The 20,354-nt window shown below is 63.9% G+C and carries 18 protein-coding genes and 1 pseudogene; 13 read left to right on the top strand and 6 right to left on the bottom strand.

All coding sequences use genetic code 11. From position 1 onward, the window contains the following. Nucleotides 1-81 precede the first annotated feature (81 nt). Nucleotides 82-465 (top strand): DoxX family protein, encoded by a 384-nt coding sequence (locus C8J36_RS10875; RefSeq protein ID WP_132534741.1) that lies wholly within the window; start codon nt 82-84, stop codon nt 463-465. A 72-nt stretch (nt 466-537) separates the two neighbouring features. On the opposite strand, the gene C8J36_RS10870 is transcribed toward C8J36_RS10875, so the two are convergent. Next, a complete protein-coding gene (locus tag C8J36_RS10870) occupies nt 538-972 on the bottom strand; it encodes an RbsD/FucU domain-containing protein (RefSeq protein ID WP_132534739.1) in 435 nt (144 codons plus the stop codon). Beyond that, a complete protein-coding gene (locus C8J36_RS10865; RefSeq protein ID WP_062595217.1) occupies nt 972-2,204 on the bottom strand; it encodes an ROK family transcriptional regulator in 1,233 nt (410 codons plus the stop codon). Before C8J36_RS10865 ends, C8J36_RS10870 begins: the two co-directional genes overlap by 1 nt. Before the next feature lie 257 nt (nt 2,205-2,461). Between C8J36_RS10865 and C8J36_RS10860 the strand changes: the two genes are divergently transcribed. The 8 genes and pseudogenes from C8J36_RS10860 to C8J36_RS10825 all read left to right on the top strand — a co-directional run bounded on the left by C8J36_RS10860 (nt 2,462) and on the right by C8J36_RS10825 (nt 9,508). Continuing rightward, a complete protein-coding gene (locus tag C8J36_RS10860) occupies nt 2,462-3,484 on the top strand; it encodes a sugar ABC transporter substrate-binding protein (RefSeq protein WP_062595216.1) in 1,023 nt (340 codons plus the stop codon). A gap of 167 nt (nt 3,485-3,651) precedes the next feature. Next, on the top strand, nt 3,652-4,734 hold the full coding sequence (locus C8J36_RS10855) for an ABC transporter permease (RefSeq protein ID WP_062595215.1): 1,083 nt from the start codon (nt 3,652-3,654) through the stop codon (nt 4,732-4,734). Then, on the top strand, nt 4,734-5,531 hold the full coding sequence (locus C8J36_RS10850; RefSeq protein ID WP_062595214.1) for an ATP-binding cassette domain-containing protein: 798 nt from the start codon (nt 4,734-4,736) through the stop codon (nt 5,529-5,531). The genes C8J36_RS10855 and C8J36_RS10850 overlap by 1 nt, the downstream gene beginning before the upstream one ends. Further along, entirely contained in the window at nt 5,528-6,163 is a 636-nt protein-coding gene (locus tag C8J36_RS10845; RefSeq protein WP_132534737.1) for a nucleoside triphosphate hydrolase, read from the top strand. Before C8J36_RS10850 ends, C8J36_RS10845 begins: the two co-directional genes overlap by 4 nt. A 159-nt stretch (nt 6,164-6,322) precedes the next feature. Beyond that, nucleotides 6,323-7,387 carry a dihydroorotase gene (gene pyrC / locus C8J36_RS10840; protein WP_132534735.1) on the top strand — a complete coding sequence of 355 codons (1,065 nt, stop codon included), beginning with the start codon at nt 6,323-6,325 and terminating at the stop codon, nt 7,385-7,387. Between the two features lie 7 nt (nt 7,388-7,394). Further along, a pseudogene (locus tag C8J36_RS10835) lies at nt 7,395-7,763 on the top strand (glyoxalase superfamily protein); the annotation flags it as partial. Between the two features lie 53 nt (nt 7,764-7,816). Then, nucleotides 7,817-8,512, top strand: a complete 696-nt coding sequence (locus tag C8J36_RS10830) for an orotate phosphoribosyltransferase (protein ID WP_132534731.1) — start codon at nt 7,817-7,819, stop codon at nt 8,510-8,512. A 69-nt stretch (nt 8,513-8,581) separates the two neighbouring features. Further along, a complete protein-coding gene (locus tag C8J36_RS10825; protein ID WP_132534729.1) occupies nt 8,582-9,508 on the top strand; it encodes a carbohydrate kinase in 927 nt (308 codons plus the stop codon). Between the two features lie 49 nt (nt 9,509-9,557). Here the strand turns inward: C8J36_RS10825 and C8J36_RS10820 are convergent, their stop codons facing one another. From C8J36_RS10820 to C8J36_RS10810, 3 genes are all read right to left on the bottom strand, one after another. Then, entirely contained in the window at nt 9,558-10,268 is a 711-nt protein-coding gene (locus C8J36_RS10820; protein WP_132534727.1) for a L,D-transpeptidase, read from the bottom strand. Between the two features lie 220 nt (nt 10,269-10,488). Further along, a complete protein-coding gene (gene pgi / locus C8J36_RS10815) occupies nt 10,489-12,114 on the bottom strand; it encodes a glucose-6-phosphate isomerase (protein ID WP_132534972.1) in 1,626 nt (541 codons plus the stop codon). 192 nt (nt 12,115-12,306) lie between these two features. Beyond that, nucleotides 12,307-14,007, bottom strand: coding sequence for a long-chain-fatty-acid--CoA ligase (locus C8J36_RS10810; protein WP_132534724.1), 1,701 nt, complete (start codon nt 14,005-14,007; stop codon nt 12,307-12,309). A 322-nt stretch (nt 14,008-14,329) separates the two neighbouring features. Here C8J36_RS10810 and C8J36_RS10805 point away from each other — a divergent pair, with 322 nt between their 5' ends. From C8J36_RS10805 to C8J36_RS10790, 4 genes are all read left to right on the top strand, one after another. Next, nucleotides 14,330-15,529 (top strand): MFS transporter, encoded by a 1,200-nt coding sequence (locus C8J36_RS10805; RefSeq protein WP_132534722.1) that lies wholly within the window; start codon nt 14,330-14,332, stop codon nt 15,527-15,529. A gap of 138 nt (nt 15,530-15,667) precedes the next feature. Further along, nucleotides 15,668-16,837 (top strand): AI-2E family transporter, encoded by a 1,170-nt coding sequence (locus C8J36_RS10800; protein WP_062595206.1) that lies wholly within the window; start codon nt 15,668-15,670, stop codon nt 16,835-16,837. A gap of 104 nt (nt 16,838-16,941) precedes the next feature. Further along, on the top strand, nt 16,942-18,996 hold the full coding sequence (locus C8J36_RS10795; RefSeq protein WP_132534720.1) for an NAD(+) synthase: 2,055 nt from the start codon (nt 16,942-16,944) through the stop codon (nt 18,994-18,996). Between the two features lie 131 nt (nt 18,997-19,127). Next, nucleotides 19,128-19,388 (top strand): hypothetical protein, encoded by a 261-nt coding sequence (locus tag C8J36_RS10790; protein WP_132534718.1) that lies wholly within the window; start codon nt 19,128-19,130, stop codon nt 19,386-19,388. 31 nt (nt 19,389-19,419) lie between these two features. On the opposite strand, the gene C8J36_RS10785 is transcribed toward C8J36_RS10790, so the two are convergent. Continuing rightward, nucleotides 19,420-20,139 carry a Crp/Fnr family transcriptional regulator gene (locus C8J36_RS10785; RefSeq protein WP_062595569.1) on the bottom strand — a complete coding sequence of 240 codons (720 nt, stop codon included), beginning with the start codon at nt 20,137-20,139 and terminating at the stop codon, nt 19,420-19,422. Between the last annotated feature and the right edge of the window lie 215 nt (nt 20,140-20,354).

Here is a 20,354-nt window from a genome sequence, read left to right as displayed (position 1 = left end):
TGTGTCGTTGCGCCGCAGGCTATGTTCGGCGCTCATTGCTGCTAAAGCTTCCGCATCGCCTTCCTCAACGGAGCCAAACCTATGTCCAGCAGCGCCATCGTCCTCGTCGGACGCATCCTCCTCTCCATCATCTTCATCCTGGCCGGCTTCGGCAAGATCAGCAATCTGGAGGGGACGGCCGGTTATTTCGCCGGTTCGGGCCTGCCGGTGCCGATGGTCACGGCCGTTGTCGTCTCGCTTGTCGAACTCATCGGCGGCATCTTCATTCTCGTCGGATTCCTCACGCGCCCGACGGCTTACGTCCTCGCCGCCTTCTGCATTGCCACAGCGTTCATCGCGCATTTCAATTTTGCCGACATGAACCAGATGATCAACTTCCAGAAGAATTTCGCCATGGCTGGCGGATTCCTCGTGCTCGCAGCCTTCGGCCCCGGCGCGCTGTCGGTCGACGCCCGCCGCGCCTGATCGCCTTCTTTCGCCCAAGAAAACCCGCCGGACCAACGTCCGGCGGGTTTTTTGCGTTTCTCGAAGGACGCATCACGCCGCGGGATAGATCACGCCCTTGCGCAGGATCATGTTGCCATAGAGGCGCGGCTCGCTGGTCTGCACCACGGTATGCGCCGCCTTGACGCGGGGATAGAAATCGGGCCCGAGCAAGGGCACCACGGCTCTTTCCGGTTCATGGCGGGCACAGCAGGCGATCAGGTCCTCATGGACGGGGTCGAGCGCATCGCGGTCCTGCTTCACCGTCGCGCGAAAGATCGCTTCGTCCACGAAATCGTCGATCGGCATGACGCTGAGGATGGCGTCGACCACCGGCACCACGCCATGGCCGTCGAGGCGGATCAGGCGGCGGGCGTGTTCCAGCGCCGGGTAGTTGCCATCCACGATGGCGATCTCGTCGCCATGGCCCATGGCGCGCAGGGTGGCAAGCAGGTCGGGGCTCAGGAGCGGAGAAAGACCTTTGAGCATCAGGCAGGTTCCTTGAAGAGAATATTGGTGTCGAGAAGATAGCGCGAAAACAGCGGCAGGCTCGCCCCGCCGATGGCGCGGGCCTCGGAGCCGACGGCACCTTCGATGATATCGGGCACGATCACGCCTTGCAGGTCGAGGTCGTGGACGGCGGTGCGCGTGGCGGCGACGATGCGCGCGCGCACCCAGTCGGGAAATCCGCCATCGATGACGGCCGCGGCAAAATCGATGATCGACGCGGCCGAGATGATGGCCCGGGCGAGGGCTTCGGACGTCTGGACGATCCAGTCCTCCAGCGCCGGCCCGAAATCGATCCATTCCTCGGCGGAGTACCAGAGCGGCCGCGCATCGATGCCGCGCTCCCGCAGCATGTTTTCGAGCACGAAGATCGAGGCGACCTTGAGAAGCGGCTGCGTGCGCCCGTCCGGTCCCGGAACCTGCAGAGGTCCGAGCGCGCCCGCCGTTCCCGTCCGGCCCGAGAACAATGCGGAGTTCAGCACGATGCCGCCGCCGATGAACGAGCCGATGTAGAAATAGATGAAATCCGGATAATTCGCGCCGACGCCGAACACCAGTTCCGCCCCGCAGGCACTGGTTGCGTCGTTCTGCAGGTAGACCGGGTAGGCGGTGCGCTCCGACACGGCGGCCTGGAGGTCGAAATGCCGCCAGCTTTCCATCGCCTCGCTCGGTGCGCCCACTTCCGGCGCCCAGTTCCAGAGTTCGAACGGCGTGGCGATGCCGATGCCGGCAATGCGCGAGCGCTCGTCGGCGCCGAGCATGCGCTCAAGCTTCGCGACGCCATCCGTAACGAAGGCGAGGATCTCCTCCGGCATCGGGTAGCGGTAGGGCTGGTGCAGGTTCAGGCGGATCTTTCCCACGAAGTCCATCAGGATGAGGTCGGCGCTGCGCCGGCCGATCTTGACGCCGAAAGAGAAAACGGCCGACGGATTGAGATGCATGGGCACCGAGGGTTGGCCCACGCGTCCGCGCGTCGGCTCGCCGCGGATCAGCAGTCCGTCCTTCTCCAGCGCCCGCATGATCACCGACACCGTCTGCGCCGACAGGCCCGACCGGCGGGCGATATCCGCCTTCGACAGTCCGTCATGACGACGCACCAGCGACATGACCAGGCGCTCGTTATGCGCGCGCACCCGCGTCTGGTTCGCCCCGCCCGCCGGATCCACGACATCGGGCATGACGGGCAGCGTCTCCTGCTCGCTAAAGTCGGTCATTCCTCGTCCTCCCATTCCGGCGCGATGCCGGAACCGTTCCCGCGCTTTTCTCTGCATGCGAGGCATGCGTTTGCACAGTCAACGGGCAGAGAATGCCACAGGATTTTAATAAATCAATTTGATTTAGTTATTGACAGGCAAATATGTTTGGTGTTTTCTGGCTAACGGAAGCGCGGTTTCATTGCGGAGGACGTAACGATCGCGAAGCCTGACGGGCCGGGAACCCGGCTCACCATTTGATCCTTGGGAGGATATCCATGAAGAACCTTGTAACCGCCGGTCTCGGCGCGCTGGCGCTTGGCGTCGTTTTCGCGGGCTCGGCGCAGGCTGCCGATGTGACCGCCTGCCTGATCACCAAGACGGATACAAACCCCTTCTTCGTCAAGATGAAGGAAGGCGCCGAAGCCAAGGCCAAGGAACTGGGCGTGACGCTCAAGGCCTATGCCGGCAAGATCGACGGCGATAGCGAAAGCCAGGTAGCCGCCATCGAAACCTGCATCGCCGATGGCGCCAAGGGTATCCTGATCGCTGCGTCCGACACCAAGGGCATCGTCCCCACCGTGAAGCAGGCGCGCGACGCCGGCCTTCTCGTCATCGCACTCGACACCCCGCTTGAGCCGGCCGACAGCGCCGATGCGACGTTCGCCACCGACAACCTGCTCGCCGGCAAGCTGATCGGTCAGTGGGCTGCTGCAACCCTCGGCGATGCTGCCAAGGATGCCAAGGTCGCCTTCCTCGACCTCACCCCGTCGCAGCCCTCCGTCGACGTCATGCGCGACCAGGGCTTCATGATGGGCTTCGGCATCGATCCGAAGGACCCCAACAAGATCGGTGACGAGGACGACGCCCGCATCGTCGGCCACGACATCACCAACGGCAATGAAGAAGGCGGCCGCACCGCCATGGAAAACCTTCTCCAGAAGGATCCGACCATCAACGTCGTCCACACGATCAACGAGCCGGCGGCTGCCGGTGCCTACGAAGCACTCAAGGCCGTCGGCCGCGAGAAGGACGTGCTGATCGTGTCCGTCGACGGCGGCTGCCCGGGCATCAAGAACGTTGCGGACGGCGTCATCGGCGCGACCTCGCAGCAGTACCCGCTGCAGATGGCGGCGCTTGGCGTCGAGGCCATCAAGAAGTTCGCCGAAACCGGTGAGAAGCCGCAGCCGACCCCCGGCAAGGCCTTCTTCGACACGGGCGTCTCGCTCGTCACCGGCAAGCCTGCCACAGGCGTCGAATCGATCGACATCAAGGCCGGCACGGACAAGTGCTGGGGCTGAGCCCCGCCTTCGATGCGATAGGCGAGGGGCGGCTTCGGCCGCCCTTTTTCAAAACCGCCTTGTTTCAAACCAAGACAACTTGACCCGTCATCCCGACGAAGCGCCCGGCCTGTGGTAGCCTCCTCTTCGAGGTCGTCCGCATAGGCCGCCAAGCGGAGGATATATTGATGAGCGAGCCAACAGCCGCTGCGCGGCCCTCGCAGGACTTCGAGTCCGTCCTGTCCGGCAGTTCCAAGACGGTTGCGTCTTTCGACACGGACCGCAAGACACCTGTCCAGCACTTCCAGCATTTCCTGCATTCGCGGCCATCGGCCGTGCCCTTGATCGTGCTCGTGCTGTCGCTGGTCGTCTTCGGCTCGATCCTCGGATCCAAGTTCTTTTCCGCCTTCTCGCTGACGCTGATCCTGCAGCAGGTCGCCATCACCGGTATCATCGGTGCGGCCCAGACGCTGATCATCATGACGGCCGGTATCGATCTCTCGGTCGGCGCCATCATGGTGCTGTCGTCGGTCGTCATGGGTCAGTTCGTGTTTCGCTACGGTCTTCCGGCGGAACTCGCCATCCTCTGCGGCTTTGCCGTCGGTGCCGCCTGCGGTGCGATCAACGGCTGGCTGGTTGCCCGCATGAAGCTGCCGCCCTTCATCGTCACGCTCGGCATGTGGCAGATCATCCTTGCCTCCAACTTCCTCTATTCGGCCAACGAGACCATCCGCAGCCAGGATATCGAGGCGACCGCACCGCTTCTCAAGTTCTTCGCCGAACCCGTCCGCCTTGGCGGTGCCGTGTTCACCTATGGCGTCTTCGCCATGATCCTGCTCGTCATGCTGCTCTGGTACGTGCTGAACAAGACCGCCTGGGGCCGGCATCTCTACGCCGTAGGCGACGATCCGGTGGCGGCAGAGCTCGCCGGCGTCAACGTCAAGCGCATGCTGCTGTCCGTCTACACGATTTCCGGCGTCATCTGCGCGCTCGGCGGCTGGGCCCTCATCGGCCGCATCGGCTCCGTCTCCCCGACGGCCGGCCAGTTCGCCAACATCGAGTCCATCACGGCCGTGGTGATCGGCGGCATCTCGCTCTTCGGCGGACGCGGCTCCATCATGGGCATGCTCTTCGGGGCGCTCATCGTCGGCGTCTTCCAGCTGGGCCTGCGCCTCGTCGGCACGGATCCGCAATGGACCTATCTCATGATCGGCGTTCTCATCATCGCCGCCGTAGCAATCGACCAGTGGATCAGAAAGGTAGCCGGCTGATGAATGCGCCCTCCTATTCCGAAGCTCCCATCCTCACCGGCCGCGGCCTCGTCAAGCGCTATGGCCGGGTCACAGCCCTCGATCATGCGGATTTCGATCTGCACAAGGGCGAGATCCTCGCCGTCATCGGCGACAACGGTGCCGGCAAGTCCTCGCTGATCAAGGCGATCTCCGGCGCGATCAAGCCTGACGAGGGCGAAATCCGCCTCGACGGCCAGGTCATCAGCTTCAAGTCGCCGATCGAGGCACAGAAGGCCGGCATCGAGACCGTCTACCAGAATCTCGCGGTCTCCCCGGCTTTATCGATCGCCGACAACATGTTCCTTGGCCGCGAGATCCGCAAACCCGGCGTTCTCGGCTCGGTGTTCCGCATGCTCGACAAGAGCGCGATGGAAAAGTTCGCGCGCGACAAACTGTCCGAACTCGGCCTGATGACCATCCAGAACATCAACCAGGCCGTGGAAACGCTCTCGGGCGGCCAGCGCCAGGGCGTCGCCGTGGCCCGTGCCGCGGCCTTCGGCTCCAAGCTCGTCATTCTCGACGAGCCGACCGCGGCCCTCGGCGTCAAGGAAAGCCGGCGCGTGCTGGAACTGATCCTCGACGTGCGCTCGCGCGGCATGCCGATCGTGCTCATCTCGCACAACATGCCGCATGTTTTCGAAGTCGCCGACCGTATCCACATTCACCGCCTCGGCAAGCGTCTCTGCGTCATCAATCCGAAGGACTATACGATGTCGGATGCCGTGGCCTTCATGACCGGCGCCAAGGAACCCCCGCGCGAGGCGCTGGCGGCATGACGCGAACCGTCGGCGAGATCGCCGATCTCGTTCTCGATCGGGCGGCTGGTGCCGCCCGCTTCGTCGTCGCCATCGCCGGCCCTCCGGGTTCCGGCAAATCGACGCTCGCCGATGCGCTTCATGCCGAACTTGCCGGGCGCGGCGAGACATCGGCCGTCCTGCCTATGGACGGCTTCCACATGGACAATGGTATTCTGGAGGAGCGCGGCCTCCTGAAGCGCAAGGGCGCACCCGAAACCTTCGACGTGCGTGGCTTCCTCGATATCGTCACGGCCGTGCGCCGCGGGCACGAGGAGGTGCTCGTGCCGGTCTTCGACCGCGCGCGCGAGATCGCCATCGCCTCCGCCCGCCCGATCTTGCCCGAGACGCGGTTCATTCTCGCCGAAGGCAACTATCTTCTGCTGGACGAGGCGCCGTGGACCCGGCTTGCACCGCTCTTCGATCTCACGATCTTCGTCGGCCCGACCTATGCCGTGCTCGAAGAGCGCCTGCGCCAGCGCTGGATGCGTTACGGTCTCGACGAAGAGGCGATCCGCTGGAAACTCTACGGCAACGATCTGCCGAATGGAGAGCGTATCTGCAATGGCTCGAGGCCTGCCGATGTCATGCTGGAGGTTTTCGAGCAGCCGTGATCGCGGAGGCGATCAGGCCATTGTCATCGGCGGCCCGATGAGGCAAACGGGAACGGACAGCCCCGAGCCTTGCAGCAGGGCGCGCGGCCACGGAAGCGATGCAGATCGTCTCGGTCCCCTTGAAGGGGCCGCTGATATCGGCAGGAAAAGAGGCAGACGATGAGCGACAACCGGACGACAACCCTCACCATCCGCCGGCCCGACGATTGGCATCTTCATCTGCGCGACGGCGACATGCTGAGGGGCGTCCTGCCCGATAGCAGCCGCCACTTCGCCCGCGCCATCATCATGCCCAATCTGGTGCCCCCCGTGGTGACCACGGCCGATGCCGAGGCCTATCGCGCCCGCATTCTCGCGGTTTTGCCTGCAGGCGACCGGTTCGAGCCGTTGATGACGCTCTATCTCACCGAGCAGACGGACGCGGCGGATGTCGCCCTGGGCAAGGCAAGCGGGCTGATCCATGCCGTCAAGCTCTACCCCGCCGGTGCCACGACGAACTCCCATGGCGGTGTTCGCGATCTCGAAAACGTCATGCCGGTGCTGGAAAAAATGGCCGAGATCGGCCTGCCGCTCTGCGTTCATGGCGAGGTGACGACGCCGGAGGTCGATATCTTCGACCGTGAGGCCGTCTTCATCGAAACCGTCCTCGACCCCTTGCGCCGCCGCCTTCCGGACCTGAAGGTGACCATGGAACACGTGACGACGCAGGACGGCGTCGATTACATCCAGGGTGCCGACAGCAACCTCGCCGGCTCGATCACCACGCACCACCTGATCATCAACCGCAACGCGCTTCTCGTCGGCGGCATCCGTCCGCATTACTACTGCCTGCCCGTCGCCAAGCGCGAAGTGCATCGCTTGGCTTTGCGCAAGGCCGCGACCTCGGGGGATGCGCGCTTCTTCCTCGGCACCGACAGCGCCCCGCATGTCGATCCGCTGAAGGAATGCGCCTGCGGCTGCGCCGGCGTCTACACCTCGGTCAACACGATGAGCTGCCTTGCCCATGTCTTCGAGCAGGAAAATGCGCTCGACAGGCTTGAGGCCTTCGCGTCCCGCAATGGCCCCGCCTGGTACGGACTGCCCGTCAACGACGAGACGGTCACGCTCACTCGCCGTAGCGCGCCGGTGGAGTACCCCGCAAAGATCGAGACGGGGGCAGGTCCCGTGACCGTGTTCGACCCGATGTTCCCGCTGCACTGGGCCGTGGAGGCGACGCATGGCTGACACGCGCGCGCCCGTTGGGATCAAGCCGGCGATCCCGATCTTCCGGATCTTCTCTGTGGAGAAGGCGATGGAGTTCTATCTGGGCTTTCTCGGCTTCAAGCTGGATTGGGAACACCGTTTTTCCGAGGGAGCGCCGCTCTACGCCCAGGTCTCCCGCGAAGGGCTGACCCTCCACCTCAGCGAACATGCCGGCGACACGACGCCCGGCACCCGCATCTTCGTGCCCATCGGCGATGCCAAGGCGCTGCAGGCCGAGCTTTCCAGCCGCAACTATGCCCATATGAACCCCGGCCTTGAGACCGCGCCGTGGGGCCTCGAAGTCACGGTCACCGACCCTTTCGCCAACCGTATCACCTTCTGCGAGCAAAGGTCCTGACACGGGATTGTCAGCCGCCTCGCTCTCAGCCTTCGATCAAGAGGAACCGCATCATGATCCCCGCATCCTTCCCCGATAAGGCCGTGATGGCCGAACTGCTGGCGAAAATGCTGTGGGAGATCAAGGCGGTGCACTTCCGGGCCGATCAGCCCTACAAGCTCGCCTCCGGCATGGCGAGCCCGGTCTATATCGACTGCCGCAAGCTGATCTCCTATCCGCGCATCCGCTCCGCCGTGATGGATTTCGCGGCCGTCACGGTCATGCGCGAGGCGGGCTTCGAACGGTTCGACGTGATCGCCGGAGGCGAGACGGCGGGCATTCCTTTCGCCGCGATGCTGGCCGAGCGTCTGGCGCTGCCGATGATCTATGTGCGCAAGGCGCCGAAGGGCCATGGCCGCACCAACCAGATCGAGGGTCAGATGCCCGAGGGCGCCCGCGTTCTCGTGATCGAGGACCTGACGACGGCGGGCGTCTCGATGTTCACCTTCATCGATGCCATTCGCGCGGCCGGTGGGGTGGTCGATCACGGCATGGCGCTGTTCTATTACGATATCTTTCCCGAAGGCCGGGCCAATATGGGCAAGAAGGGCATCACCCTCCACAACATCGCGACCTGGCGCAACGTGCTGGCCGTCGCCCGCGAGGACAAGCTTTTCGATCCGGAAACGCTGGCCAGCGTCGAGGCCTTCCTCGATGCGCCGCTCGAATGGTCGGGCCGCAACGGCGGCATTTCCGCATTGGCGGGCTGAGGCCCAACGACGACCGTTTTTGGCCGGCAAACAAATCTCGTAACGCTTACAGTCCGAAGAGGAAGCCCCATGATCATCTGCTGCGGCGAAGCCCTGATCGATATGCTGCCGCGCCAATCCACGCTCGGCGAACCCGCATTCGCGCCCTATGCCGGCGGTGCGATTTTCAACACGGCGATCGCGCTCGGGCGCCTCGGAATTCCCACCGGCTTCTTCACCGGTCTTTCGACCGACATGTTCGGCGATATCCTCCGCGACACGCTGAAAAGCAGCAATGTCGACTTCGCCCCGTCGGCCACCTCCGATCTGCACACGACGCTCGCCGTGGTGAAACTCGTCAACGGCTCGGCAACCTACGCCTTCTTCGACGAGAACAGTGCCGGTCGCATGATCACGGAAGACGATCTGCCGGCGCTCGGCGATTTCTGCGAAGCCCTGCATTTCGGTGCCATCAGCCTCATCCCCGAGCCCTGCGGCTCGACCTATGAGGCGTTGATGACGCGCGAGCACAAGAAGCGCGTGATCTCCTTCGATCCGAATATCCGTCCCGGCTTCATCCAGAATGCCGAAGCCCATAAGGCGCGCATGCTGCGCATGGCCGCGATGTCGGATATCGTCAAGTTCTCGGACGAGGATCTCGACTGGTTTGGCGAAGAGGGCGATCACGAGACGCTGGTCGGCCATTGGCTCGCCCGTGGCCCGAAACTCGTCGTCATCACCAAGGGTGCCGATGGCGCGGACGCCTATACGGTGCGCGGCAAGGTGTCGGTGCCCGGCGAAAAGGTGACGGTGGTCGATACGGTCGGTGCCGGCGATACGTTCGATGCCGGCATCCTCGCGTCGCTGAAGATGAACAATCTGCTGACGAAGGAGGCCGTGGCGACCTTGAGCGACGATGCCATCAAGGCGGCTCTTGCACTCGGCGCAAAGGCCGCCGCCGTCACGGTCTCGCGTGCCGGTGCCAATCCGCCCTGGGCCTACGAGATCGGCCTTTAGGTAGACGTCGGACGGCGCGCCCACCCTAGCAGGCGCGCCGAGGCCGATCCTACTGATGCACGACGATGCGCGCGTGATACGGAACGCGCGCGTAGAGATCGATGATATCCTGGTTGATCAGGCGGACGCAGCCGGACGAGACGGCCTTGCCGATCGAGCGCCATTCCGGGCTGCCATGCAGCCGGTACAGTGTGTCCTGCCCGTTCTGGAAGATATAGAGCGCACGGGCGCCGAGCGGGTTCTTCAGGCCCGGCTCCATGCCGCCATTCTCGATGGAGTAGCGGGCAAGCTCCGGCTGGCGCGCGACCATTTCGTTCGGCGGCTTCCAGCGCGGCCAGTGCTGGCGCCAGTGGATGATGCCTTCGCCCTGCCAGGCAAAGCCTTCGCGGCCGATGCCGACACCATAGCGCATGGCCGTGCCGCCGGGCTCGGTGATATACAGGAACCGGCCGGGCGTATCCACCACGACGGTATTGTCCGGCTCGCCGGTCGTGTTGGCGACGCGCTGGCGATAGAAGCGCGGATCGATCTCGCGATAGGGGATGGCAGGGATAAGGATGCCGTCATCTTCCACCGGGCCGTACATCACGGCGAGCTCTTCGTCCGTCGGCGGCAGGATCGGACGGCTGATCACGGGCGGGACCGGCAGGGTGCGCACGCCCGTCGAGGTCGTGCATCCCGCCAGCGTTGCGGCCGTTGAAAGCGCGCCGAGCAGGAAGGTGCGGCGCGAGAAGGGATCGGCGATATCGGTCGGTGTCATGAAAAGTGCCCCGGTGAGCCCTGATCTCTATTCCCCGACGGCACGGGCACAAGGCGTGATCCGATCACGTTTCCCGGAATGAAAGGTAAGTCCGCCGAAACCCGGCCGGTGTCGCCAAGCGGCAACAGTTTTCGCCTCGGGGCGGCTCATGACGATGCGATCTTCCCCCGTGGGGGAAGATCCTTCTCAAGCAAGACGCATCCGGCTGTCGCGCGCGGTCTTACTTCTTGGCGGCGAGCAGCGCCTTCACGAGGCCGACGGTCGAGCTGTCATGGCCTTCGGCACTTTCCTTGCCTTCCACGACGGGCAGCAGGCCGGTCGCCAGTTCCTTGCCGAGCTCCACGCCCCACTGGTCGAAGGAATTGATGTTGAAGAGCGCGCCTTCGACGAAGACCCGGTGCTCGTAAAGCGCGATCAGGCGACCGAGCGCAAACGGGGTCAGCTTGTCATAGACGATCGTCAGCGAGGGGCGGTTGCCGGTGAAGACGCGGTGCGGCGCGATGTGATCGGCCTTGGTATCGTCCATGCCCTTGTCGGTCAGCTGGGCCTTCGCCTCTTCCAGCGTCCGCCCCTTCATCAGGGCTTCCGACTGCGCGAGGCAATTGGCGATCAAGAGGTCGTGCTGGTGGCGCAGGGTCGGCTCATGTGCGTTGGCCGCGATCATGAACTCGGCCGGTATCACCGTCGTGCCCTGGTGGATCAGCTGGTAGAATGCGTGCTGCCCGTTGGTGCCCGGCTCGCCCCAGACGACAGGTCCGGAATTGCCCTCGACCGGCGTCCCGTCGAGCGTCACGCCCTTGCCGTTCGATTCCATATCGAGCTGCTGCAGATAGGCCGGGAAGCGCGACAAGCGCTGGTCGTAGGGCAGGATGGCGCGGGAGGGATAGCCGAGCACGTTGCGATGATAGTAGCCGATGAGGCCGAGCAGCATCGGCAGGTTCTGCCGCAACGGCGCGGACTTGAAATGCTCGTCGATCGCATGGGCGCCGGCCAGGAACTCGCCGAACTTCTCCTTGCCGATGGCGATCATCAGCGGCAGGCCGATCGCCGACCAGATGGAATAGCGTCCGCCGACCCAATCCCAGAAGCCGAAGATGCGGTCGCTGGCGATGCCGAAGGCGGCGACCTTGTCGAGCGCCGTGGAGACCGCGCAGAAATGATGGCCGACGGCGTCTTCGCCAAGCGCCTTGGCGATAAAGGCGCGCGCCGTCTGGGCGTTGGTCATCGTCTCGATCGTCGTGAACGTCTTCGACGCGACGATGAACAGGGATGTTTCCGGATCGAGCAGTTTCAACGTGTCGGCAATGTGGGCGCCGTCGATGTTGGAGACGAAATGGGCGCGGGGGCCGTCATGCTCCGGCGCCAGCGCCAGCGTCGCCATCACCGGGCCGAGATCGGAGCCGCCGATGCCGATATTGACGACGTCGGTGATCTTCTTGCCGGTCGCGCCCGTCAGCTCGCCGCTGCGAATCTTGTCGGAGAAGGTGCCCATCGCGTCGAGCACGGCGTTGACATCCGGCATCACGTCCCGGCCATCGACCATGACAGGCGTGTTCGACCGGTTGCGCAGAGCCGTATGAAGAACGGCGCGGCCTTCGGTGAAATTGATCGGCTTGCCGGCAAACATCTCGTCGCGCTTCTCGGCGACACGGGCGGCCTTGGCGATCGCCTCCAGACCGTCCAGCACCCGCTCGTTGACGGCGCATTTCGAATAGTCGAACAGAATATCATCGAGCGTTACCGAGAAGCGCTGGAAGCGCTGCGGATCGCCGGCGAAGGCTGCACGAATATTGGTGGCGTCTGTTTCGGTGGCGGTGCTCTTCAGCTCTTCGACCAGCGCTTTCATCATCGGCTCCTCGGGCAGTTCCGGTGAAGGCCTCGGGCCGCTCGTCCGGACATGCTTTCAATGGGTTTTTATTAGCCGCGATAGCTAGTGCGTTTGGTCACCGCAAATCAAGCCTCGGCACCCGAATTTAACGGGCAGCCGGACATGGAAAGTCCCGATAGGCGTGACAGGGATCACGCCCTCCCGGCCTCTTCAGCTGCGCAAGTCCTTCCGCAGGATCTTCCCGACATTGGACTTCGGCAGGTCGTTAAGGAATTCGATGCTGCGCGGCCGCTTGTAGTTGGTCAGTTTGTCGCTGCAATAGGCGCGGATCTCGGCTTCGGTCAGATCGGGGTCGCGCCGGACGACGAACAGCTTCACCGCTTCGCCGGAATGCGCATCGGGAATGCCGATGGCCGCGCATTCCAGTACGCCGGGATGCGACATGACCACTTCCTCGATCTCGTTCGGGAAGACGTTGAAGCCGGAGACGAGGATCATGTCCTTCTTGCGGTCCACGATCTTGATCAGCCCCTCCGGGCTCATGCGGCCGATGTCGCCGGTCCGGAAGAAGCCGTCCTTCGAAATTGCCTGCGCGGTTTCCTCGGGCTTGTTCCAGTAGCCGGGCATGACCTGCGGCCCGCGAATGCAGATCTCGCCGACATCGCCGATCGGCACGTTTTCGTCAGCCTCGTTGCGGATCTCGATCTCGGTCGATGGCAAAGGCAGGCCGATGGTGCCGGTGAAGTCCGGCAGGTCGAGACGATTGGCGGTTGCGACGGGCGAGGTCTCCGACAGGCCGTAGCCTTCCTTGATCGGGCAGCCTGTCACCTTTTCCCACCGCTCGGCCACCGGCCGCTGGACGGACATGCCGCCGCCGAAGGTCAGCACGAGCGAGGAGAAATCGAGCGCGCGGAACGGGGCATTGTTCAGGAGGGCATTGAACAGCGTGTTGAGGCCGGGGAAGATGTTGACCTTGTGGCTCCCGAACTCTTTCACCAGCGACGGTATATCGCGTGGGTTGGGAATGAGGATGTTGTGCGCGCCGAGCACGAGGCCCATCAGCCCGTTCACGGTCAGCGCGAAGATGTGGTAGAGCGGCAGCGCGCAGAGGAAAACGATAGTCTCCGGCTTCGGCTTGTTGGTGAAGGCCAATTCGAGCCAGAGGGTCATCTGCGCCGCATTCGCAAGCAGATTCGCATGCGTCAGCACGGCTCCCTTGGAGATGCCGGTGGTGCCGCCGGTATATTGCAGGAACGCGACGTCCGCGGCCCTGGTCTCGCGCTTGGCAAGCGTGAGCCGCTTGCCCCTGGCGAGCGCCGTCTTGAACGGGACATGGCCGGGCAGCGACCATGCCGGCACCAGCTTCTTGACCGTGCGGACGATGAAATTGACGAGGAGGCCCTTGGCGCCGAGCAGATCGCCCATCGATGCGACGACGATGTGCCTGAGCTCGGTCCTGGGCGCGACTTGCTCCACCGTATGGGCGAAGTTTTCAAGGACGACGATCGCCTTCGCGCCGCTGTCCTTCAGCTGATACTCGAGTTCGCGGGGCGTGTAGAGCGGGTTGACATTGACGACCACGAAGCCGGCCCGCAGGATCGCGAAGATGGCAACCGGGTTCTGCAGCACGTTCGGCATCATGACGGCCACGCGATCGCCCGGCTTCAGCCCCGTCGATTGCAGGTAGGCGGCGAACGCGTCCACCGTCCGAGAGAGCGCGGCGAACGTCATCGTCGTGCCCATGCAGGTATAGGCCGGCCGGTCGGCAAATCGTTCGCACTGGATCTCGAACAGGTGGCTGAGGGACGTGTAGGGGCTCGCCTCGATCTCGGCAGGCATGCCGGGTGGATAGGACGCAAGCCAAGGCCTTTGAGGCGACAGCGATTGTGTCCGGCTGGCCGTGTCGGGCATGTTCGTCCTCCCTGAGCTGGCGTCAAACCGCCGGCATTCCCCCAGATATCTCACTTCTCCCGAGTGAGCCTGCGTCGAAGTCTATGCTCTTCAGCACCAGCTTCAAGTCACTTCAAAATTATATGACCTACACGTAAGCGTCAACAAGTCATGTTGATAAGGCATGGGAGCTTTTCCGTAAGCGCATGTCTACGCGGCAAAGCTTTGCGGATGGGCCCGATAAGGTTTACGCCCTCGTATGACGGCTCGCGCCCCGCCACGGGTGGCGCCGGCCGAAACGCTTTCCCACAGGGCCGACACGGTCTCGACGCAAGGTTACCTCATGTCCGAAACAGCGCTTCCGTCCCACACCATCGCCCGGTTCGGCGGGGTCTCCATGGCGGAAGTCGCCCTGGCCGTCGGCGGCTTCGGCATCGGCACGGGAGAGTTTGCCATTATGGGCCTGCTGCCGCAGGTCGCGCAGGATCTCGATGTCTCGGTGCCCCACGCCGGTATCGTCATCAGCGCCTATGCGCTCGGAGTCGTTGTCGGGGCTCCTCTCATCGCTGTGGTCGCTGCCCGATACGCCCGCCACACCGTGCTTCTCACCCTCATGGCCCTGTTTGCGGCGGGCAATCTTGCCAGCGCACTGGTGCCGTCCTTCGGCCTGCTGGTCACGGCCCGCTTCCTTGCCGGCCTGCCGCATGGGGCCTATTTCGGCGTCGCCGCTCTCGTGGCGGCCGGCATGGTCGCGCCGCACCAGCGAGGCCGCGCTATCGGCCGTGTCATGATGGGCCTCACCATTGCGACGCTGCTCGGCACGCCGCTGACCGCATGGTTCGGCCAGACGCTCGGCTGGCGCGCCGCCTTCGCCATCGTCGGCGGCATCAGCTTGCTGACCATCGTGCTCACCCTGCTTTTCGTGCCGAGGGACAAGGGCAATCCCGCATCCTCGCCGCTGCGCGAACTCGGCGCCCTGCGCAAGCCCCAGGTCTGGCTGACGCTCGGTATCTGCGCCATCGGCTCCGGCGGCATGTTCGCCACGTTCAGCTATATCACGCCGGCGCTGACGGAGGTTGCGGGCCTGTCGCTCTCCCGCGTGCCGCTGATGCTGTCCGTCTTCGGCGCCGGCATGATCCTGGGCAACATCATCGGCGCGCGACTGGCCGACTGGTCGCTCCTGAAAGCGATCGGCATCGGTCTCGTCTTCAACCTGGCCGCTCTCCTGCTGTTCTACGCCACGATGAATTCTCCGATGATGGCGACGTTCAACATTCTCTCCATCGGCTTTGGCTTTCTCATGATCCCGGCCATGCAGACCCGCCTGATGGATGTGTCCGGCGACGCACAGACCCTGGCCGCAGCGCTCATGCACTCCGCCTTCAACCTTGCCAACGCGCTGGGTGCCTGGCTCGGCGGCGTGTCCATTGCCGCCGGCTACGGCTGGACCTCGACCGGCCTCGTCGGGGCCGTCATGGCCGTGCTCGGCATCGGCATCTTTGCAGTGTCGGTGGCCGCGGAACGTCGTTCGCGTTCCGCCTGACGGGGTGGCGGCTGGACCGTGTGCCGGTCGCCGCCATATTTTGGCGCCGATTTTGCAATTGTCATCCCGCGCGCGCCCTTCGGCTGTTATAGAGGGTGGACACGACAATTGCAGGCGGGAGCCTGACGGAGGTAGCGGGTGCGCCATCGCGAATTGGAAAACCAGTCGGCAGAGCCGCGGCTCTTCGGGCGTCCGGCCTATGATCGCTCGGCGCTGGTCGGCCCCGCATCCGCTGCGCGCTGGCTGCTGGTGTTTATCCTCCTTGCCGGGGCCTATTTCTTCCATGGCTTCCTCGTCCCGGTTCTCGCCGCGGTCGTCATCGGTTTTGCCAGCTGGCCGCTCTATCGACGCCTGCTGATCGCCGTGAACGGCAATCGCACCATCGGTGCCACGATCGCGATCATCCTCGTCGTCGCCTTCATCGTCACGCCCGTCACATTCGCCGCCATCTACGCCGTGGACGAGTTTCGCGGCTGGGTCGGCTGGGCCGTCGAGGCCAATTCCGTGGGGGCCGATGTGCCTGCCTGGGTCCTGCAACTGCCGCTGGGCGGCGTGTGGCTCGGGGAGCAATGGGCAAAACATGTCGGGCATCCCGGCGCGCTCGGCGAACTCGTGCAGCTGGTCAGCGGCTCCAACATCGGCAGCATCTATCGCGGTGCGCTCGTCGTCGGGGCAGGGGCTGCACGCTCGCTGCTGACCCTGCTGTTCATGCTCATCACCCTGTTCTTCGTCTACCGCGATGGCGAGAAGTTCGTGGCGCAACTGGACAAGCTCGGCGAGCGGATCCTGCCCATGCGGTGGGAGCGCGTGTCGCGCATCGTGCCGCTGACCATTTCTTCCACCGTCACCGGCATGGGCCTGATCGCCATCGGCGAGGGCATCGTTCTCGGCGTCGCCTACTGGGTCGCCGGCGTCCCGTCGCCGGTCACCCTCGGCATCATCACCGGCTTCATGGCCCTCATTCCCGGTGGCGCGCCGCTCTGCTTCACGCTCGTCTCGGTCTATCTGCTGGCGAGCGGTGCGCCGGTCGCGGGCTTTGCGCTGTTCGCCTGGGGCACGATCGAACTCTTCATCGTCGACAAGACGCTCCGTCCCCGCCTCGTCGGCGGCCCGATCAAGCTGCCGTTCCTGCCGACCTTCTTCGGCCTCGTGGGGGGCGTGAAGACCATGGGCTTCCTCGGCCTGTTCGTCGGTCCGGTGCTCATGGCCCTGATCGTCGCGATCTGGCGCGAATGGCTGCATGACGTGACGGTATCGGCGCAGACGCCGGCACAAGCCCAGACAGCCGCGCTGATCAAGCAGGCCTGACACGCCTCCCAAGACAGATCGTCAAAGCGGGCGCGCAGCCTTTTCGCGAACGCCTGACTGCCTTAAGTATGCTGGCGACAGCGATCAACACGGGATGCGTGCCGGTGAATTTCTTTTCAGCCTATGATCAGGGTTTTGTGCGCGTTGCCGCCTGCACGCCACGTTGCGAGGTTGCCGATCCCGCCTTCAACGCCGATCAGGTCATCGCGCTCGCCCGCCAGGGCCACGAGCGGTCCGTCGGGCTGATGGTCTTTCCCGAACTCTGCATTTCGAGCTACACGCTCGACGACCTCCTGGGCCAAGCCGCGCTGCACGAGGCGGTGGACATGGCGCTGGCCCGCCTGGTGGAAGAAAGCCGCACGCTGTCGCCTGTCCTCCTTGTCGGTGCGCCCATTCCCAAGAACGGTCGGCTCTACAATTGCGCGCTTGCCATTCATCGCGGTCGCATCCTCGGCGTCGTGCCGAAAAGCTACCTGCCGAACTATCGCGAATTCTACGAGAAGCGCTGGTGCGCGGCCGGGCGGGATATACGCGGCGAGACCATCGCCGTGGCCGGGCAGGTGGCGCCGTTCGGCGTGGACCTGCTGTTCTCCGCAACCGACGTTCGCGGGTTCGTCTTCCACATCGAAATCTGCGAGGACGTTTGGATCGCGGCATCGCCGAGCGACTTCGGCGCGCTCGCCGGCGCGCTGATCCTCACCAATCTCTCGGCCAGCAACGTCACGGTCGGCAAGGCCGAGACCCGGCGCGTGCTTGCGGGCTCCCAGTCCAATCGCTGCTTTGCCGCCTATGTCTATGCCGCAGCCGGCCCGGGGGAATCCACCACCGATCTTGCCTGGGACGGTCAGGCCTGCATCTACGAACTCGGCACCTTCCTGGCAGAGACCGAACGGTTTCCGAGCGGCCCGCAAATGTGCGTTGCCGACATCGACGTCGATCGCCTGCTGCTCGAGCGTCTGCGGACCGGCACCTTCAACGATGCCGCCAACCACCAGCACCGCGAGGATCGCACCTTCCGCACGGTCGATTTCCTGTTCGAGCCGAACCGCGGCGATATCGGGCTTGAGCGCGGCATCTCGCGCTATCCGTTCGTTCCCGCCGAGACCGCGCGGCTCGATCAGGATTGCTACGAGACCTACAATATTCAGGTCCAGGGTTTGATGAAGCGGCTGCAGGCGACGGGCATCAAGAAGATTTGCATCGGCGTTTCCGGTGGCCTCGACAGCACCCATGCCCTCGTCGTTGCCGCCCGCGCCTTCGACCAGCTGGGCCTGCCGCGCTCCGGTATTCTCGGCTTCACCATGCCGGGATTTGCCACCGGGAACGTGACGAAGACGAACGCGTGGAAGCTGATGCGCTCGCTCGGCATCACCGCCGACGAGATCGACATCAAGCCGCTGGCCGAACAACTGCTGAGAGACCTGAAGCATCCCTATTCCGAGGGAAAACCGGTCTACGACATCACCTTCGAGAACGTGCAGGCAGGCCTGCGGACGGATTTCCTGTTTCGCGCGGCCAATCGATACGATGCGCTGGTGCTGGGAACCGGTGACCTTTCGGAGATCGCACTCGGCTGGTCCACCTATGGCGTGGGCGACCATATGAGCCATTACAACGTCAACGCCTCCGTGCCGAAGACGCTGATCCAGCACCTGATCCGCTGGGTCATCGCCAAGTCGCTGTTTGACGCCGAGACAGATGCGACGCTGGCCGACGTTCTCGACACGGTGATTTCGCCGGAACTCGTGCCGGCGGACGAGACGGGCGCGATCCAGAGCACCGAGGACAGGATCGGTCCCTATGCCCTGCACGATTTCGCGCTCTATTATATCACCCGCTTCGGCCTGAAGCCGTCCAAGGTCGCCTTTCTGGCCTGGCATGCCTGGCACGACGCGAAGGCCGGTGCTTGGCCGTCCGGCTTTCCCGAGGAGAGCCGTGGCGCCTATGATCTCGCGACCATCCGCAAATGGCTGGAGGCCTTTCTGTTCCGCTTCTTCACGACCAGCCAGTTCAAGCGCTCGGCGTCTCCGAATGGCCCGAAGGTTACCTCCGGCGGCTCGCTGTCACCCCGCGGCGACTGGCGCGCGCCGTCCGACGGCAATGCCCGTCTCTGGCTGGAGGAGCTGCGGCGCAACGTGCCGGAGACCGAGCCGGCCTGAACCGTCGACGCGGCATCCGGATGAGGCGCGATTGGCGAGACGATACCCAAGGTTTTGCTCCTCATTTCTGCGAATTGAGAATTGACCCGTTTCCGTCATCATGACGGCGGGTTAACTCTCTGGGACGGAAAATGGGGCTGCGACTTGTTACCAGCGCTGCCGAGGATCGCGACGACGCGCCGGTCGGCAGTGCCGATGTGAACGCCGAGGCACGTCGGCGATTGTCGGCTCTCGGCTATGATCGTCATCGTGCAAGGGCGCTTGCCACCGGCATCGACATGCCGCGCGAGATCCATATCCGGCATCTGCAGATCATGGCCATCGCACTGGCGCTTGGCAGCCTTGAGACAATCCCGGACGACTATCGCTCGGATGCGTACTGGCCGACATGAGAGCGCCGGCCGCCAAACCGGAAAGACCGGCTCAGCGCGGCTCCACGGTCAGGCTGAGATAGGTCGGATCGAAATCTGCAATGTCGCGCAATTCATCCCAGTCGAGGATCGTAACCGTGTGATTGATCCAGCTGATCAGCCCGTCCTTGCGGAGGTTCTGGATCGTGCGGTTCATGTGAACCAGCGACAGCCCGAGCACATCGGCCATCTCCCCCTGCGATAGGGGGAAGTGGAAGCTGAGATCCTTCGTCAGCCCCATCGCCTCCAGTCGCATATGCAGTTCGCAGAGAAGGTGGGCGAGATGCGCACGTTTCGAGCGACGGCCCATCGCAACGATCCATTCCCGGTGGATCGCGCCATCGATGATCGTCTTCAGCCAGAGCAGGCGCGTCAGATGCGGGGCCTTCTGCGTGACGACTTCCAGGTCGGCGTGATCGATCTGCATCACGCGGCAGGGGGAAAGCGCGATGATCCCGTGGTCCATCGTCTTCAGGAGAAAGGCGTGCAGATCGACGAAATCACCGGGAACATGCAGCGCGGTGATCTGTCGCGTGCCATCCGGCGTCAGCTTGTAGCGCGCCGCAAAGCCGTCGACCAGCTGCGTGCTGTAGGTCGGTCGCGAATTTTCCGACACGAGATCCTCATCCACGTCATACACGCGCTCGCGGGCGGTAAGGGACCTCAGAAGGCTCTTCTCATCCTCCGAGACGATGTCGTGGTTGGCGAGGTTCCGAATGAGAATGTCGATCACGATCAAGGCCTTCAATGATAAACCCGCACGGACAAGCCGCAAAGGTCTCGAATAAGCGACGGCTGAGACGAGACCCCGATTGCGAAACGGCGTCGGTCCCGCATTCTAAACAGCGGCGCCTGAAAAACGGCAAGCGCAAAAACGAGAAGCCTCCCGTCGCGCTCCGTTTTTACCAGAAGCATCCTCAGATGTCGGAACAAAAGCTTTATCTGCAA

The organism is Rhizobium sp. PP-F2F-G48 (assembly GCF_004342335.1).
Taxonomy (GTDB): domain Bacteria; phylum Pseudomonadota; class Alphaproteobacteria; order Rhizobiales; family Rhizobiaceae; genus Ferranicluibacter.
The sequence above is the reverse complement of the archived record's forward strand: the minus strand, read 5'-3'. Positions and strand labels throughout refer to the sequence as shown.

Bases quoted from the DNA above. Each gene is read 5' to 3' on its own strand.
- C8J36_RS10875 (WP_132534741.1), top strand. From the start codon at position 82: ATGTCCAGCAGCGCCATCGTCCTCGTCGGACGCATCCTCCTCTCCATC.
- C8J36_RS10845 (WP_132534737.1), top strand. From the start codon at position 5,528: ATGACGCGAACCGTCGGCGAGATCGCCGATCTCGTTCTCGATCGGGCG.
- C8J36_RS10810 (WP_132534724.1), bottom strand. From the start codon at position 14,007: ATGCCCGACACGGCCAGCCGGACACAATCGCTGTCGCCTCAAAGGCCT.
- C8J36_RS10855 (WP_062595215.1), top strand. From the start codon at position 3,652: ATGAGCGAGCCAACAGCCGCTGCGCGGCCCTCGCAGGACTTCGAGTCC.
- C8J36_RS10870 (WP_132534739.1), bottom strand. From the start codon at position 972: ATGCTCAAAGGTCTTTCTCCGCTCCTGAGCCCCGACCTGCTTGCCACC.
- C8J36_RS10830 (WP_132534731.1), top strand. From the start codon at position 7,817: ATGATCCCCGCATCCTTCCCCGATAAGGCCGTGATGGCCGAACTGCTG.
- C8J36_RS10805 (WP_132534722.1), top strand. From the start codon at position 14,330: ATGTCCGAAACAGCGCTTCCGTCCCACACCATCGCCCGGTTCGGCGGG.
- C8J36_RS10825 (WP_132534729.1), top strand. From the start codon at position 8,582: ATGATCATCTGCTGCGGCGAAGCCCTGATCGATATGCTGCCGCGCCAA.
- pgi (WP_132534972.1), bottom strand. From the start codon at position 12,114: ATGAAAGCGCTGGTCGAAGAGCTGAAGAGCACCGCCACCGAAACAGAC.
- C8J36_RS10860 (WP_062595216.1), top strand. From the start codon at position 2,462: ATGAAGAACCTTGTAACCGCCGGTCTCGGCGCGCTGGCGCTTGGCGTC.
- C8J36_RS10820 (WP_132534727.1), bottom strand. From the start codon at position 10,268: ATGACACCGACCGATATCGCCGATCCCTTCTCGCGCCGCACCTTCCTG.
- C8J36_RS10790 (WP_132534718.1), top strand. From the start codon at position 19,128: ATGGGGCTGCGACTTGTTACCAGCGCTGCCGAGGATCGCGACGACGCG.
- pyrC (WP_132534735.1), top strand. From the start codon at position 6,323: ATGAGCGACAACCGGACGACAACCCTCACCATCCGCCGGCCCGACGAT.
- C8J36_RS10865 (WP_062595217.1), bottom strand. From the start codon at position 2,204: ATGACCGACTTTAGCGAGCAGGAGACGCTGCCCGTCATGCCCGATGTC.
- C8J36_RS10850 (WP_062595214.1), top strand. From the start codon at position 4,734: ATGAATGCGCCCTCCTATTCCGAAGCTCCCATCCTCACCGGCCGCGGC.